We start from the raw sequence: 16,628 nt of genomic DNA, 5'->3' as shown, positions 1-16,628 counted from the left end.
CTGATCTGATCGCTTTTTTTTGACTTGTCGCGCGCTTTTGGCGCAGGAGACTGGCATGAAACGTGCTTTTATTATGGTGCTGGATTCGTTTGGAATCGGCGCCAGCAAAGATGCCGATAAATTCGGTGATGCAGGTTCAGATACGTTAGGTCATATCGCAGAAGCCTGCTTTAACGGTCAGGCGGATAAGGGCCGTAAAGGGCCGCTACACTTACCCAATCTGACCGCGCTGGGCCTGGGCAAAGCGGCTGAGCTGTCTACTGGTCGTTTTCCTGCCGGGCTGGATCCTGAGGCGAAGATCACGGGTGCCTATGCTTACGCCAGTGAGCTTTCATCGGGCAAAGATACGCCGTCTGGCCACTGGGAAATCGCCGGCGTGCCCGTTCTGTTTGACTGGGGATACTTCAGCGATAAGCAGAACAGCTTCCCGCAGGCGCTGCTGGACAAACTGGTGGAACGCGCCGGTTTACCCGGCTATCTCGGCAACTGCCACTCATCCGGTACGGTGATCCTCGACCAGTTGGGCGAAGAGCACATGCGCTCTGGCAAGCCGATTTTCTACACCTCGGCGGACTCCGTATTCCAGATCGCCTGCCACGAAGAAACCTTCGGGCTGGAGCGGCTGTATGAACTCTGTGAAATTGCGCGCGAAGAGCTGACCGAAGGCGGCTACAACATTGGTCGCGTGATTGCCCGGCCGTTTGTGGGCGACAAAGCAGGCAGCTTCGAGCGCACCGGCAACCGTCACGATCTGGCCGTTGAGCCGCCATCGCCGACCATGCTGAAGAAGCTGGTGGACGAGAAGGGCGGTCATGTGATTTCTGTTGGTAAAATTGCCGATATCTATGCCGAGCAGGGCATTACCAAAAAAGTGAAAGCCACCGGTCTGGACGCGCTGTTTGATGCGACCATTCAGGAAATGAAAACTGCGCCGGATCAGGCGATTGTGTTCACCAACTTTGTCGACTTCGATTCCACCTGGGGCCATCGCCGCGACGTTGCGGGTTATGCGGGCGGCCTGGAGCTGTTTGACCGCCGTTTGCCAGAGCTCATGGAACTGGTCAAAGAGGATGATATTTTGATCCTCACCGCCGACCACGGCTGTGACCCGAGCTGGGAAGGCACGGAACACACACGCGAGCATATTCCGATCCTGATTTACGGACCGAAGGTTGAGCCGGGATCGCTGGGCTATCGCGACACCTTTGCCGATATCGGCCAGACGATCGCGCACTATTTTGACCTGTCCCCCATGGACTACGGCAAGAACATGCTGTAAAAACAGCGAAATTTTTAAAAAGGATAGAGAATTATGGCAACTCCTCACATTAATGCAGAAATGGGTGATTTCGCAGACGTCGTACTGATGCCGGGCGATCCGCTGCGTGCGAAGCACATTGCAGAAACCTTTCTGGAAGATGCCGTTGAGGTGAACAACGTGCGCGGCATGCTGGGCTATACCGGCACTTATAAAGGCCGCAAAATCTCCGTCATGGGCCACGGCATGGGCATTCCCTCCTGCTCCATTTACGCCAAAGAGCTGATCACCGAGTTCGGCGTGAAGAAAATCATCCGCGTGGGTTCCTGTGGTGCCGTGCGTCCCGACGTGAAACTGCGTGATATCGTGATCGGCATGGGCGCATCGACCGATTCCAAAGTGAATCGTATGCGTTTCAAGGATCACGATTTTGCCGCGATTGCGGATTTCGATATGGTGCGCAACGCTGTCGATGCGGCCAAAAATCTGGGTGTTGACGCGCGCGTAGGGAATATCTTCTCTGCCGACCTGTTCTACACGCCCGATCCGCAGATGTTTGACGTAATGGAGAAGTACGGCATTCTCGGTGTGGAAATGGAAGCCGCCGGCATTTACGGCGTGGCTGCTGAATTTGGGGCGAAAGCGCTGACGATCTGCACCGTGTCCGATCATATCCGTACCCATGAGCAGACGACTGCCGCAGAGCGCCAGACAACCTTTAATGACATGATTAAGATTGCGCTGGAATCTGTGCTGCTGGGCGATTAATCTCCACGCTTATTGATGCTCTTGCTCATCCGGCAGCGCGACGTTGCCGGGTGAGCGCGTCAGAAGCTTTACGCTTCCCGCTCATTTCGCAACATTCTCATCAAATGACACACTTTTCATCAGGCTTGTGCATCTTGCTACTGGCAAGGACCGCTTATGCCACTATCATGAAGCCGAACAATAAATAACAACATGCCAGACTGAAAATACCTGCCTGATGAATTTTCGAAATTTCGACGCTGAAGAGAAGTTGTTTGTACGCCGTGCCGCTATGGCATTTGTGCTGGTCTGCATCTGCTTCACCATCCTGGGTTTAAACCTGTATCGCCTGCAGGTACGCGATCACAGCTATTACCAGACGCGCTCAAACCAAAACGATATCAAAATGATCCCTATCGCGCCCACGCGCGGGCTGATTTTCGACCGTAACGGGATTCCGCTGGTGCGCAATGTGACCTGGTACGACATCACTATCACTCCGTATAAAGTGGACGATATGAAGGACGTGCTGCGCCAGCTCACGCCGCTTATCGATTTGACACCGGACGACATTGCGCGTTTTCAGCACGATCTCCGGCAGAACAGCCGCTACAAACCGGTTATCCTCAAAGAGGAACTTACCGACGAAGAGGTGGCGCGCTTTTCAGTCAACCAGTTCCGGTTTACCGGCGTCAGCATTGATACCTATCAGGACAGGGAATATCCCTATGGGGCCGATCTGGCGCATGTTGTCGGCTACGTCTCTAAAATCAATGATAACGACTATAAGCGGCTGAATGCCGAAGGCATTGCTGAAAACTACGCGGCTGACCACAACATCGGTAAGCAGGGGATTGAAGGCTATTACGAATCCCTGCTGCACGGTAAGCCGGGCTATCAGGAAGTGGAAGTGGATAACCATGGCCGCATTGTCCGGGTGCTGAAAGAAGTGCCGCCGGTAGCAGGCAAGAACATCACCCTGACGCTGGACCTGCATCTGCAACAGTATGCGGAAAGCCTGCTGGCCGGACAGCGTGCCGCATTGCTGGTGGAAGATCCCCATGACGGATCCGTGCTGGCGATGGTTTCCAGCCCCAGCTACGATCCCAACCCTTTTGTGAAGGGCATTAGCTATAAAGCCTACAAGACGCTGCTGCAGGATAAAAACCTGCCGCTGATTAACCGTGTCACCCAGGGCCTGTATCCCCCGGCCTCCACCGTCAAACCCTATATGGCGATGTCTGCCCTGTTAACCCATGTGATTACGCCGCAAACCACCTTTTTTGGCGGCCCAACATGGACGCTGCCGGGCACCGACCGTCGCTACCGTGACTGGAAAAAAAGCGGCCACGGCACGCTCGATGTCACCAAAGCGATCGAAGAGTCTGCAGATACCTTCTTCTATCAGGTGGCCTTTATGATGGGCATCGATCGCATTCACACCATGCTCAGCAAATTTGGTTACGGCCGCTCCACAGGCATCGACCTGAACGAAGAGTACAGCGGCCTGCTACCCAGCCGCGACTGGAAAATGAAAGTCCATAAAAAGCCCTGGTATCAGGGGGACACGGTGTCGGTGGGGATCGGTCAGGGCTACTGGATTGCGACCCCGATTCAGATGGTGAAGGCGCTGGTAACCTTGATTAATAATGGCCGGGTGATTACGCCGCACTTACTGGAAAAATCCCAGCTCGGCACCCGGGTTCAGCTCTATCAGCCTAAGCTGCCACAGGCGCAGATTGGCGATCCGAATTCTCCCTACTGGTCATTAGTGCGCCACGCTATGTTTGGCATGGCCAACGCACCGAACGGGACGGGCTATAAATATTTCCATACCGCGCCTTACGGCATTGCAGCGAAAAGTGGGACATCTCAGGTGTTCAGCCTGAAAGAAAACCAGACCTACAACGCCAAAATGATTCCGGTACGGCTGCGCGATCATACGTTTTATACCGCCTTCGCGCCCTTCAGCGCCCCCAAAGTTGCGGTGGCGTTGATTCTGGAAAACGGCGGAAGTGAAGGCGTGGTTGCCGCGCCGGTGATGCGCAAGCTGCTTGACCATATCTTCCTGCCGCCGACCACCCCGCCGCCCGTTGAGGTGGCACAGCATCAGGCAGGCTAGCGGAAGAATACCCGGTTACGCCCGTGCTTTTTGGCATCGTACAGCGCGGCATCTGCCTGGGTGTAAAGCGTTTCGAACCGGGTGCCTGCTGCGCCCCAGCTGACGCCGAGGCTGGCCGTGACCAGCCGCTCCGGCAGCGCATTTAACGGCGAAGCGTTCAGCGAGGCGAGAATGGCTCCGGCGACGATAACCGCATCGCCCAGCCAGGTATTGGGCAGCATGATGGTGAACTCTTCACCGCCGATTCGACCGATGCTGGCGATGGCAGGCGTATTACGCTGAATACGATGTACCAATTCGCAAATCACCTTATCCCCGACGGGATGACCGTATTCATCATTGATGCGTTTAAAGAAGTCGATATCAAGAATGATTAAGGCCGCCGGCGCCTGGTCCAGCGTATCGCTGATGCGTTGAATAATGGCGCTGCGGTTCCAGACATCCGTCAGGGGATCGTGCGTGGCTTTGTACTCCAGTTCCGTTGCCAGCTCGTTCAGTTGCTCATTTACCCGGTTCAGCTCACGCTCTGCCCGATCGCTGCGTGAGATTAACCGATAGGTTTCACGCATCAGCCGCTGGTAGTGCCCGTTGAGCTGTAGCAGCGCCTGCCGATACTCTTCAGCCTGCAGGCTATGCTGCGCCGCGACATGGCTGGCCTGATTGAGTGCCTGGGTTTCTTCCAGAAACAGCTCATTGAGGTGCGTCATTGGCGCTGTTCCGCATGCAGCTTCACGGTTAACGCGGTGAAATCCAGAGACAGCTCTTCGCCAAACTCTTCTGACACGTCATCTTCGGCATCGTAAAACCAGTTCAGTACGATCGTGCAGCCGCTCTGCGCGAGCCTGTTGAACTGATCAAACAGCCCAAACAGCATCTTGGTGCTTGAGCTGTTGAAATAGCTCAGGTCGATATTCACCTCTGCCGCTTGGCTGGCCTGAGGCTGCCAGCTTTCCAGCGCGCTTTGCAGCGGACGGTAAAAGGCGGCGGCATTCTCTGGCCAGGATTCTCCCCGCAGGGAGAATCGGTGGGCCACAAAGTCAAACTCTACGGCGGGCGTACATTCAGTGGCGGTAAGTTGAATGATTTGCATAGGGGCCTCTTCAGTCATGGCAGATAGTGGCCTTAAGCCAAAAGGCAGAGAGCTCGCTGGCCTCCAGTGGCTGGAAACAATACTCCAGCGGTTCACTGACGTCGCGCGCCAGGGTAAGCAAGCCGATATTGGCGCCTTTGCTCCAGACCGGACTCTCAGCGCGTAACCGGTTTCGGTAAGCTTGTTTAATTTCATCCGCATTCATCACCCGCAGCGAATCCAGATCCCCGCGCAGTTGATGAGTGGCGTCGCTGCCGACCAGGTTTGCGCTTTCCAGATAGTAGCGACCGTCATCGTAACGCAGGCTCAATGAACCAAAGCGATACAGCTGATCGTTGTGGCTCAGCGCCCGGCTGTCCTGCGAGTAACGCAGAATGTTTTGCGCAATCTCGACAAAGCTGGAGAACAGCCGCCGCCTGACTTTTTGCGACTGCTCGTGATTCTCCAGAAACAGCTTGACCACTTCGCCCATCGCCGTGATGTTCTGCGGTGAAAAAAAGCCGGTATACTGCAATGCAATAAGGCCGGACTGCGATTCGGTATTAAAGGGCAGACCCCGTAGTGACTCGTTTTTCATTTTCTTCCCGGTGCAGTCAATAGCGAAAGCCAAACCAGGTGACGTCATCGCGTCGCGCCTGATTACCTTGCCAGCTTAAATAGTCTTGCTGAAACGCCAGCGATAACTCCGCCATAGGCAAATGCTGATAGCGCATCAGCAGAGACTGAATACGCTTATTGCCAAACATGATATTCCGTTCGCCACCCGGTTGATCGGTGACGCCATCCGTGAGGACAAACAGCATGTCGCCCGGATTAAACGCCAGGCTCTGTTCAGGCCAGTGATAGTCTTCCGGCGTATCGGTATAGCCGACGCCGACGCGATCCTGACTGAGCGAGATAATTTCATTACTGATGTTGCTGAGCATAAATGCCTGGGTTCGGGCGCTGGCCCAGCGTAGCTGATGCAGCCCGGTATCAACTGACATCACGATGGCATCGCAGCCGTCGTTAGAGAGTGAGGTTTGCTGGGAGGCGTTCAGCTGGCCCAGGGTTTGTTTAATATGGTGATTAAGGGCATGCAGGATGCTGGCAGGTGCCTGCAGATCGGCCTCGCGCAGCGCGTTTTCCAGCGCAGACTGCAAAATCACCGTCATAAAAGCGCCTGGAATTCCGTGGCCCGTGCAGTCGGCGATGACCGCCAGCCAGCCATTGTCATGGCGGTGAAAAGCGTAGTAATCGCCGCCCACGCCGTCTCGGGGCTGCCAGTACAAACACCAGTCGTCGAGCAGGGAGGCAATCAGCTGGTTGGAACGATCCAGCATCGCGTCCTGAATGACTCGCGCGTAATCAATGCTTTGTAAAATTTGCTGATGCTGGCGCGCCTGTAAATCGGAGACGCGGCGAATCAGATCGATCCCCAAGCCAATGCCGATATAGTGCCCGTTCTCCGTCAGGATAAACCCGTCGGCGACGGACTTATCCCCGTTGGCCACGACCTGCTGCGCAACGCTTTCCAGCGTATTTTCCACGTCAATCACCAGCGGGAACTTATCCATAAAGGCAATGCAGCTCTTGCGGTCATAGAGTTCGGGAAAGAAAGGGCGCGCCATCTGCGACAAAAAGATGTGGCGGTTGATCATGCCGAACGGCTTGCCGTTTTCCACCACGGGCAACCCGATCAGATCTTTGTGTTCGGCAAAGAGTGCCATGACGGCACGGTTATCTGTCTCCGGACTGACAAAAGGGACCTCAATGCATAACACCCGCGCGTCATAGCGGCTTGAGGCGGAAACCACAGTATTCACAGAGGCGGGTAACTGCATGATGCGGCTCTTGATTGTCCAGGAATAATCTTAGAGTAATGAGCGCAGATGACGGATTTATGGCAAAAAAACGGTTGGTAAAAAGAGGGCCGATAAATCGCAGTTAAAGCAAAATAGCAGCGAAAAATAGCCTGCCAGAGGGCGTTCTGCAGCGCGAAAATCCGGCGGTTAATTGGGCGGATTGCTAAATTTTCGCCCGTTCCCCTTCTGGTTGATGGAAAACCCGTCAGTTGATTTCATTTTTGTGAAAAGCGTTTGACGCTGGGGCCTGCTTAAGGTTTAATGCGCCCCGTTGCCCGAATAGCTCAGTCGGTAGAGCAGGGGATTGAAAATCCCCGTGTCCCTGGTTCGATTCCGGGTTCGGGCACCACAAATTTGAAACCCTCGCTTCGGCGGGGGTTTTTGCGTTTGAGGGCTTTAACGCTGTGATGTTGTTGGGGTAAGGTTGATTTACGCGATCGTAATGTTCTGGTTTACGGTTTCGATGGTCGGCATTTTCACTATGTGATGCTGAAAGCATATGGGCGGGGATGGCACAGAGGCGCATTTCGTCATTGCCTTGCACAACACGCAGCTTCGCCGTGTGCGAGCTGATGAGATACCGCAGAAGCGAATTATTCCCTGGATAACCAAGCAGGCTAAACAGCAACAGGAAGCTGTATGATGAAACGTACATTATTTTTAGGCATCTTATATCCTGCGTTGGCATTCTCAGATACTCCCGGTTTTATGACACCCGAAGTGGAATGCCTCAATGACAATACGATTCCTTTCATAAACACAAAAATTCCAGCCAAAAAATCGTTGACGACGCATACATAAAATGCAAGTCGGAATTGGATGCCTGGTCAAAATCTCGTGAAATGCTTCCTAAAGAAATCAGAGAAAGCCAATATAAAGAATTTCATGATTTCTATATAAGAATGATCGAGAAAAGACGGGCATACGAAGCTAAGAAATAGTGTAAATTGCTCAAAAAGCATAAGGAAGTTTTACAGTTAATGAGCAGGCTATTGCTAAGCTGACTAATTTATTGAAATATATTTCAATTTTTAATTGTTAGTCCATGTAAAATACATATTTATTTAAGCTATCTGAGTATCACTACACTGTTTTTTATAGCTTATATGTTAATTTTGAGGAGTGGTTTGATTTGGTAAGGGGGTTATCTATTTGTGCAAAGGACGGGCTAATCATATAGCTAAAATAATGAACCCGATGAAAAATTAAAAGCAATAAAAAACTGATAATAATATTAATCCAGAAAGATTTGGTTAGCTTATTGAGGTGCGTGCGTTCTATATCTGTTTTTCCTGTTTCTTATATTGATGAAAAAACCGATTAGTGAAGCTAAGCCTCTTGTTACGTAGGAAACAAGATAAAGCACAAAAATAATTTTAATTGTGCCAGGGCTGAAACTGACTCGTCAAAGTCTTACGAAATGTCCATCATATTACCTTCATTCACGCTTAATTGGCGGTTTACCGCCTCCACGCTGTTTCTGCTCAGATCATTTGACTGACGGACTCCTCCGCTGCTCAAGAAGCTCTGTATGCTGAGCCGCAGAAAATGCATCACCTTTCATCTGTCCCCTCTGGCAGCCTACCGTCGAGCTCATACATCAGCGCGTGAGAGAGTACTGGTCGAAGGTGTTCGAGTTTCGTTAGCGGAGGGAAATCGAGTTGTGGTTGCATCTTACCTGGGGTCAGACTCAGGGGCTACCTGAAGGTGTGGGGCTGACTTAATCGCAACCTGCTAAAAGGCGTCCCTTTGAGAGATTCTGCCCGCGCCCTGCCCTGATGCAATTGGAAATTTTCTCCCGGCAGTGGCATTGCATGTTACGCACCAGATGGCCGGAAATGCTGTTGAAAATAACTTCTTAACCGAAAAAATAATTTCGAATGTTAATTCATAAAAGGGATGTCCACACTGATTACAGACATGTATTCGATTTGAACGATCGAAATATCGCGTTATGGACTGAAGCATTTAACGATGCCATGGGGGAACCCGCGTGGCATCTTCAGGTCGACGATGCTTACGGCCCACTTTTCGTACCGATCAATACGGTGGTGCATCTGAAGGAAAAGTTTGGCTTCGTCTATGACGCGGGTGTAGCGGCCGCGCATAACAGCGGCCAAAAGAATACAGACTGCTCAGCCTCGGCCGTTTTAGAGGGCACCATCTGGTCAGCAGAGCCCGGCAACTATTACTGCATGTCCAGAAACTGGGCGGGAAATAACAGGCTGACGATTGAGGTTAGCCGCACGTCTGATATAGCTGGTAGCTCCGCCACAAGGAAAGGAGCTTTATTAAATCGATGTATATCACATCCGATCTTAAGCTAGTCACTGATGCCTGGACGAAGCGTCTTTTCAGTCAGATTCATACGGGGACACGCATTGAAGAGGAGTAGAGCTGTCAGCTGGCACCGGATTGTACGGTGCTTCAGAACCATGAAGGAGAATGCTGACTATGAATGTGTGCTGCGAAGAGCATGCACACATTCATTACGTTGAGCCCTTTATTAACGCGACCTAATTTACTATGCCCGGTAAGCCTCTGGAGTGTTTATGAAGAATTTGCATAGTAAAATCAACTTACTGGATTCAGAGAGAGATACGGACATACAAACCGTAGAACGTCGAGAGCGTTCTGTAAAGCGTGCGGAGCGCAATCTGGTCCAGGCTGAGTGACCGCTGTATGAACTTTATATTCAGAGAGACATACTGGTGATTAAGTCTTGGGGAGATAAACCTAACTGGCAGGCCATTTATTATATATCGGCCCCAACACCTATAAAGAAGAACGTCAGAAAGGGAATTTATGCTGAGCGAAGAAAAAACCCGGAAACATATCACGGTACTGAATGGAAGGATCGTACTCACTCGGCTGCTTTCAACGGTTATGCCATGAACGAATAATGCCACCAACGTTATCTGTCCCAAAATGCGGATCTTATCACCCAAGATGAAAACAGGGGATTCAGTAACAGTCAAAGTGAGGCGTGTAAGATCAATTTATCCCCCGCCTTAAGCAATTTTCCAAAAGTCATTATCGTGGAGCTTGAGATAAGATAATTAACCTCGGATATAAGATAAATCTCATTTACTTGGAAGTGGCGGCACACGGAGAACGCTTGAGTATAAACAAATTAAAACAAAGTTTATTAACAAAAGAAACAAATTGTTTCGTACTAAAAGTTACATCAAAAAATACATAGAGTTAAAAACATGAATAAGTTTCATCTGTTACATGTTTTTTGTGGTGACTATCCTAAGTGTAAAAGATTGCTTTTTTCTAATGTTTAATATCGAATTGCCGCCATTAAATTTAATTTTAATTAAAGTTTAACAATGTAAAGTGTTGGTTTTAAGGGTTTTTTTGCAAAATTGACAAAAGATTACACTTTGATTAACAAATTGAAATATAAATTAAGTTGATAAGATTGTCGGGCGATAGCTATAAGATAGTTCACAGACATAAGCGTGACGGCAGTGATAAATCACGGTTAGTGTTTAACATTACTAATGTTGAAGCATTTTCAGTGTCGAAATACTCCAAACCAGATAGCCAGAATTTAAAGGCGTATTGAATAAACGAACGACTTTTTTCAAAAATTTTTTATTGATCATTTTATCACCACGGAAATGTAAAGCGTTTAGGCAGGCACTCTATAAGAGCGTCTTAATTTCTCATCTTTACGCATCAAAGGTGTTTATATGATCAAAAAACTTATTGCAGAAAAGGGTACTCTGATTTTTATTGAGGCCCATAATCCGCTCTCCGCATTAATTGCGTCTAAAGCAGAACAAACTAATTCAGAAGGCCGTATTGTCAAATTTGACGGTATATGGTCAAGCTCGTTAACGGACTCAGCATCTCGCGGTATTCCCGATAACGAAACACTGGCATTAAGCAGCAGGTTAGAAAATATTGCTGATATCCGAAATGTGACAGACATGCCCATCATCATGGATGCTGATACGGGGGGAAAACCAGAACATTTTAGTTATTACGTAAAAAGAATGATTAACAACGGTGTAAATGGCGTCATCATCGAAGATAAAACAGGATTAAAGAAAAATTCTTTGTTCGGCACTGAAGTAGAACAGACTCTCGCAGATATTAATGATTTTTCAGAGAAGATTAAAAGAGGAAAATCTGCAGTTTATATTGATGATTTTATGATCATAGCCAGACTTGAAAGTCTTATTGCAGGGTTCGACGTAGAACATGCACTCGAACGTGCCGACGCATACGTCGAAGCCGGGGCAGACGGAATTATGATTCATAGTTGTAAGAAGACTCCGGATGAGGTTTTCTTATTCAGTACGAAATTTCGGAAAAAATATCCATCAGTACCATTAATTTGTGTTCCTACTACTTATTCTGCAACCAGCAACAGAGAACTCAGTGAAGCGGGTTTTAACGTGATCATTTATGCAAACCATATGCTCAGGGCTGCTTATAAAGCAATGGAAAATGTTTCAAAAGAAATATTGAGATATGGCAGGACGGCAGAGATAGAAAAATCTTGCATGAGTGTAAAGGAAATTATTTCACTGATTCCTTAAAGAGAATGACCATGAAAAAAAAAGAGATGATAATAGGTGCCTATATATCGTATGGAACAGGACATCATCCTGCTTCATGGCGCGAAAGTGGCGTAAATGCAGCGGCAGCGCTTGATATTGATACGTATGCCAATCTTGCAAGAGTATGTGAGAAAGGATTAGCTGATTTACTTTTTCTTGCAGATACGCCTTCTGTATTTCAGGACAATATGGACGGTTATGGCAGCAGGGTATCTGTACTGGAGCCATTATCATTATTATCGTATTTAGCATCTCAAACACAAAATATTGGGCTGGTTGCGACGGCTTCAACGACGTACAAACACCCTTACAACATTGCGAGGGAATTTGCTTCGCTGGATTACATTAGCAAAGGAAGGGCAGGGTGGAATCTGGTGACATCCTCAAAGTCGGATGCGGCTAAAAACTTTGGCCTTGCCGCTCATCCAGAACATTCAAAGCGTTATGATATGGCCTGGGAAGCATGGCAGGTTATCAGTGGTTTGTGGGACAGCTGGGAAGACAATGCTTTAGTAAGGAATAAAACCAGTGGACAATTCTTCGTTAAGGATAAATACCGGGAAATAAATTTTGAGGGTGAATATTTTAATGTAAAAGGCCCATTAAACATAGCTCGCCCTCCTCAGGGCTATCCCGTCATCGTCCAGGCGGGTTCCTCTGAGGAAGGAAAAGAGTTAGCTGCAAAAACAGCAGATATTGTTTTTACTGCACAAAACAATATTGAAGATGCAAAAAAATTCTATGATGATCTTAAAGGGCGAATGGAAAAATACGGAAGGTCAAAGAGTGAACTTCTTATTCTTCCCGGATTAAGCTTTTATATTGCAAGTGACGAATCTAAAGCCCGTAAAAAGCTTAATGATCTCAACGCACTGATCCCTCAATCATTTGGCTTAAGTATGTTATCAGATTTACTGGGTGGGGTTGATTTAAAAAACAATGATCCTGAAGGACCATTACCAGATTTACCGAAATCTAATGGTAATCAGAGTAGACAAAAAATTATTATCGATTTAGCTCGAAAAGAAAAACTATCTATCAAGCAACTTTATGAAAAAATAATCATTTCAAGAGGACATTATACATTTACAGGTTCCTATCAAGATTTAGCAGATGAGATGATTAAGTGGGTTGAAAATGAAGCATGTGATGGTTTCAACATTATGCCTCCTCTCATGCCTGAATCTCTTATTAATCTTTTCGATCATGTCATTCCACTTATTCAGGCAAGAGGATGGTATAAAAAATCATATTCTACTGGAACATTAAGAGAAAAACTGGGGCTTAAAAGACCTACTAATAAATTGTTTAATCAATAATGTATTGCGAGGAAATATAAAATGCTTAATAAAAATCTGATTCTTGAAGATACCACTTTACGTGATGGTGAGCAGGCGCCAGGTGTTGCATTTACACCAGAGCAAAAAGTAGAAATTTTTTATCTACTTGCAAATATGGGCGTTAAATGGATCGAAGCCGGAATACCTGCGATGAAGGGTGATGAAGTAAAGGCTCTGTCGGAAATGTTAGAGAGAAAAAATGAAATTAACATCATCGCGTGGAACCGAGGCGTGCTTGAAGACATTGAGTACAGTATCTCACTTGGATTCAAAGCGGTGCATATCGGGCTACCGACTTCAGCTATCCATTTAGAGAAAAGCGTTAAGAAAGATAAGTCCTGGCTTGTAAAGACGGCTTCAGATTTAGTTAAGTTTGCCAAAGACAAAGGGATGTTTGTTTCTATCAGCGCAGAAGATATAGGCCGAACAGATATTGGATTCTTACAGGAGTATGCACAGGTAGTTGCTGAGGCTGGAGCCGATCGTCTTCGCCTCTCTGACACGATTGGTATTCTTTCTCCTGCACAATACAAAGAAAAAGTCTCTTTGTTAAATAAGAACGTCAACATCGATTTGCAGTGCCATTGCCACAATGATTTTGGTTTTGCAGTTGCTAACACGCTGGCAGGCATTGAAGCAGGAGCACGCTACTTTCATGTCTGCGTCAATGGCATTGGTGAAAGGGCTGGAATGCCAGACCTGGCACAAGTTGCTATGGCATTGCACTTTTTCCACGGGGTTGATTTAGGGCTCGATTTAACAAAATTAATCGCGTTGAGTGAAACGGTCGCCAGGTACAGCCATCAAAAAATCAGTCCATGGCAGCCGATCGTAGGCGATAACGTTTTTGCACATGAATCGGGCATTCACGCAAATGGTATGCTCAAAGACAGCAGTACTTTTGAACCCTTCGACCCAGCTACGGTGGGAGGAGAACGACGTCTGGTCGTGGGTAAACATTCCGGTCGCGCCATTATCAAACATTTTCTCGAAGAATCAGGCGTGAAAGCTGCCGACGATAAGGCTCTTGATCGCTGTTTAGAACGCGTGAGAAGTCATGCCGTGCGCCACCCCGGTGGGATCCCTCCACATGTATTAGTTGATCTGTATACCGCGGGGTAAACAGGTATGAAAAGTAATCAGCCGATTGTTAACCAGATCATTGCGTCACACAGTGGCAGAGGTCAGGTTTCAGCAGGTGAACTGATCACGGTAGATGTTGACTACGTCTATGTTCAGGATGGAAATTCACCGACCGTGGCAAAACTGTTTCAGGATTATCATCTGTCTGAGGTGCTAAAACCCGATAAAATCGGGTTCTTCTTCGACCATTCAGTTCTGGTACCTGATAAAACCATGGCTAAACGTGTCAACGAGGCCATGGAATTTGCAAAAAAACTTGGAATAAACATCTATTCACGAGGGGAGGGAATTAGTCACGTCATTGCCCTGGAGAGTAAAATATTTAAACCCGGCAATATAGTGCTGGGCGCAGATTCCCATACTTGTACAGGGGGGGCCGTACAGTCTTTAGCGCTGGGAATGGGGGCTTCGGATATTCTGGTTGCTATGTTAACAGGACAAACGTGGTTGAAAGTCCCTCAAACAGTCCATTTGTGTATTAAGGGTAAAACGGGAAAAGATGTGCGGGCAAAAGATGTCATGTTGGCACTTTTAAATAAGTACGGACAAACACCATTTCTTTATAAATCGATCGAAGTTTCAGGGGAATGGGCAGAAGAGCTAACGCTTGACGAAGCTGCAAGTTTTGCAAGTATGGCTGTTGAGTTAGGAGCCAAATGCATATTTATGCCAGATGGGCAAGGCAGGCCTGAGGGGCTATTGAAGGCGGATGCCTCAGTGGCAGACAGTGTCATCAATTTTTCTGTATCAGAATTAATGCCCCATATCGCACCACCTCACAGTCCTTTGTATGCTAAACCTGCAAATGACTTTGAGGGTCTGAAATTTGATTATATTTTCATTGGAAGCTGTACTAACAGCAGACTTGAAGATATCAAAGAGGTGGCCGAAATTGTTGCTGGTAAAACAATACATCCCGATATTCACTGCCTTCTGACGCCAGGATCGAAAAGTGTTTATCTAAAAGCTCTCCAGGCGGGATATATCGATACGCTTATCCGCTCGGGCATTATTGTCACCCCACCGGGTTGTGGAGCTTGTGTGGGTACCCAAGGAACCATTCCTGCGGATGGGGAGAAAGTATTAAGTACGATGAACCGCAATTTTAAGGGAAGAATGGGGAATGCTGAGGCAGACATCTTTTTATGTTCTCCACGAACTGCAGCGATGGTTGCATTGAACGGCACTGTTCCACATTTTGAGGGAGAGTCCGCATATGAGTAAAACTGCTGAAAATTATCGCGTCAGACGCGTGGAAGGGAACATCTCGACCGACGATATTATACCTGCGCGCTATAAACATATGTATACCGAGCCGGCCCAGCTGGCACCGCATCTTTTTGAGAGCCGTTTTCCCGGATTTAGGGAAACGCTCAGTATCAATGATGTGCTTGTATGTGATCAAATATTCGGTATAGGGAGTTCGCGGGAGCAGGCAGTAACAACTCTGTTGGCATGTGGTGTTAAATATGTATTTTCCCCTTCTTTCGGGAGGATTTTTTTTAGGAACTCTTGGAATTTGGGTTTACATGCGATTGAGGTCGATACGAGTGAACTTGCAGATTTAAGTGAAATTAAAATAGAACTGACTGGAGGGGTAATTTATACAGAAAATAATCAAATAAATTTTTTCCCTCCCAGCTCGCAGATGACGGCAATTGTCAGTGCAGGTGGCATAATACCCTACACCATAAATAAAATTATGGAAAAAAAAGGTGATATTTTAAGAGGTTATAGCAATGAAAAGTGAAAAGTTTGATGGTTTGGCTGATAACTATGATAAATATCGTCCCCGTTATCCTGCAATCCTTTTCAAGGAAATCCATGACTGGATGCAGCCGTCTGCCAAAAATATATACGATATTGGCGCAGGCACAGGTATTGCTATTGAAGGTATGACACGTGTCACTGGAAAACACTATGATTTCACGGCGATAGATATTTCTGAAGATATGATAAAAAAAGGAAGGGAAAAACTGCCTGGTACGACTTGGGTTAAAGGAAAAGCGGAAGATATTCTTTCTGATAAAAGCCGTATTGACGTCATTATGGCGGCACAGTCCTTCCAATGGATGGATAGAGCTAAAACATTAGAAGTTTCGATAAAATCTTTAAATAAGGGCGGGGTTTTTGCAGTTTTGCAAAACAATCGAGATTACAGAAATAATGAAATGCTTAACAAATATGAAGGTTTGCTAGAGAAATTTAGTCCAGGTTACAGCAGACATTATCGCGACTATGACTATGAAAATGAAATCACCAATGTTTTTAAATTGCCTATTGCTAACTTTAAGAAAGTCGTCACAGGGTGGACTATGGAAATGATTTCAGAAGATTTTTTTGGATTCATTTCTTCCTCAACCCAGGTACAAAGAGCTATTGAGAACGATCGTAATGGATTCTGGAAGGAGATTGAAATCTTGATTGACGAACACTCAGTTGGTGGAAAAATTAGCATAGATTATATAAGTGAGTTATTTATAGCTAAGAAGCGTGATGATTCATAG

At 47.3% G+C, this 16,628-nt stretch carries 14 protein-coding genes and 1 tRNA gene; 11 read left to right on the top strand and 4 right to left on the bottom strand.

Going from position 1 to position 16,628, the window contains the following annotated elements:
* The first annotated feature begins 55 nt into the window (after positions 1–55).
* The 3 genes from deoB to mrdA2 all read left to right on the top strand — a co-directional run bounded on the left by deoB (position 56) and on the right by mrdA2 (position 4,127).
* On the top strand, positions 56–1,279 hold the full coding sequence (deoB, locus tag EL29_RS14715; protein ID WP_019104810.1) for a phosphopentomutase: 1,224 nt from the start codon (positions 56–58) through the stop codon (positions 1,277–1,279).
* Positions 1,280–1,312: 33 nt separating this feature from the next.
* Positions 1,313–2,026 (top strand): purine-nucleoside phosphorylase, encoded by a 714-nt coding sequence (deoD, locus tag EL29_RS14710; RefSeq protein WP_014594584.1) that lies wholly within the window; start codon positions 1,313–1,315, stop codon positions 2,024–2,026.
* 217 nt (positions 2,027–2,243) lie between these two features.
* Entirely contained in the window at positions 2,244–4,127 is a 1,884-nt protein-coding gene (mrdA2, locus tag EL29_RS14705) for a peptidoglycan DD-transpeptidase MrdA2 (protein ID WP_014605069.1), read from the top strand.
* On the opposite strand, the gene EL29_RS14700 is transcribed toward mrdA2, so the two are convergent.
* The 4 genes from EL29_RS14700 to EL29_RS14685 are packed head-to-tail and all read right to left on the bottom strand — an operon-like array spanning position 4,124 to position 7,040.
* Entirely contained in the window at positions 4,124–4,834 is a 711-nt protein-coding gene (locus EL29_RS14700) for a GGDEF domain-containing protein (RefSeq protein WP_028715790.1), read from the bottom strand. The genes mrdA2 and EL29_RS14700 overlap by 4 nt on opposite strands.
* Positions 4,831–5,217, bottom strand: coding sequence for a DUF1987 domain-containing protein (locus tag EL29_RS14695; protein WP_202631168.1), 387 nt, complete (start codon positions 5,215–5,217; stop codon positions 4,831–4,833). The genes EL29_RS14700 and EL29_RS14695 overlap by 4 nt, the downstream gene beginning before the upstream one ends.
* Positions 5,218–5,227: 10 nt before the next feature.
* Positions 5,228–5,794 carry a SiaB family protein kinase gene (locus EL29_RS14690; protein WP_019106825.1) on the bottom strand — a complete coding sequence of 189 codons (567 nt, stop codon included), beginning with the start codon at positions 5,792–5,794 and terminating at the stop codon, positions 5,228–5,230.
* Between the two features lie 16 nt (positions 5,795–5,810).
* Positions 5,811–7,040, bottom strand: coding sequence for a SpoIIE family protein phosphatase (locus EL29_RS14685; RefSeq protein ID WP_013027163.1), 1,230 nt, complete (start codon positions 7,038–7,040; stop codon positions 5,811–5,813).
* Between the two features lie 294 nt (positions 7,041–7,334).
* On the opposite strand from EL29_RS14685, the gene EL29_RS14680 reads away from it, so the two are divergent.
* From EL29_RS14680 to EL29_RS14645, 8 genes are all read left to right on the top strand, one after another.
* Positions 7,335–7,410 (top strand) — tRNA-Phe (locus tag EL29_RS14680).
* A 290-nt stretch (positions 7,411–7,700) separates the two neighbouring features.
* Positions 7,701–7,862 carry a hypothetical protein gene (locus tag EL29_RS23125; RefSeq protein WP_227022900.1) on the top strand — a complete coding sequence of 54 codons (162 nt, stop codon included), beginning with the start codon at positions 7,701–7,703 and terminating at the stop codon, positions 7,860–7,862.
* Between the two features lie 2,900 nt (positions 7,863–10,762).
* Positions 10,763–11,617 (top strand): phosphoenolpyruvate mutase, encoded by an 855-nt coding sequence (gene aepX, locus EL29_RS14670; RefSeq protein WP_013027161.1) that lies wholly within the window; start codon positions 10,763–10,765, stop codon positions 11,615–11,617.
* Between the two features lie 11 nt (positions 11,618–11,628).
* Positions 11,629–12,957, top strand: coding sequence for an LLM class flavin-dependent oxidoreductase (locus EL29_RS14665; protein ID WP_014605074.1), 1,329 nt, complete (start codon positions 11,629–11,631; stop codon positions 12,955–12,957).
* A 21-nt stretch (positions 12,958–12,978) separates the two neighbouring features.
* Entirely contained in the window at positions 12,979–14,100 is a 1,122-nt protein-coding gene (locus tag EL29_RS14660) for a hydroxymethylglutaryl-CoA lyase-like TIM-barrel protein (RefSeq protein ID WP_013027159.1), read from the top strand.
* A 6-nt stretch (positions 14,101–14,106) separates the two neighbouring features.
* Positions 14,107–15,345: a 3-isopropylmalate dehydratase large subunit gene (locus EL29_RS14655; protein ID WP_014605075.1), complete on the top strand. Its 1,239-nt coding sequence runs from the start codon at positions 14,107–14,109 to the stop codon at positions 15,343–15,345.
* Positions 15,338–15,871, top strand: coding sequence for a LeuD/DmdB family oxidoreductase small subunit (locus EL29_RS14650; RefSeq protein ID WP_014605076.1), 534 nt, complete (start codon positions 15,338–15,340; stop codon positions 15,869–15,871). The genes EL29_RS14655 and EL29_RS14650 overlap by 8 nt, the downstream gene beginning before the upstream one ends.
* Positions 15,861–16,628 (top strand): class I SAM-dependent methyltransferase, encoded by a 768-nt coding sequence (locus EL29_RS14645; protein WP_013027156.1) that lies wholly within the window; start codon positions 15,861–15,863, stop codon positions 16,626–16,628. Before EL29_RS14650 ends, EL29_RS14645 begins: the two co-directional genes overlap by 11 nt.

This window comes from Pantoea ananatis LMG 2665, assembly GCF_000710035.2.
Taxonomy (GTDB): domain Bacteria; phylum Pseudomonadota; class Gammaproteobacteria; order Enterobacterales; family Enterobacteriaceae; genus Pantoea; species Pantoea ananatis.
Note: the sequence above shows the minus strand (reverse complement) of the source record. Positions and strands in the feature narration are given on the sequence as shown.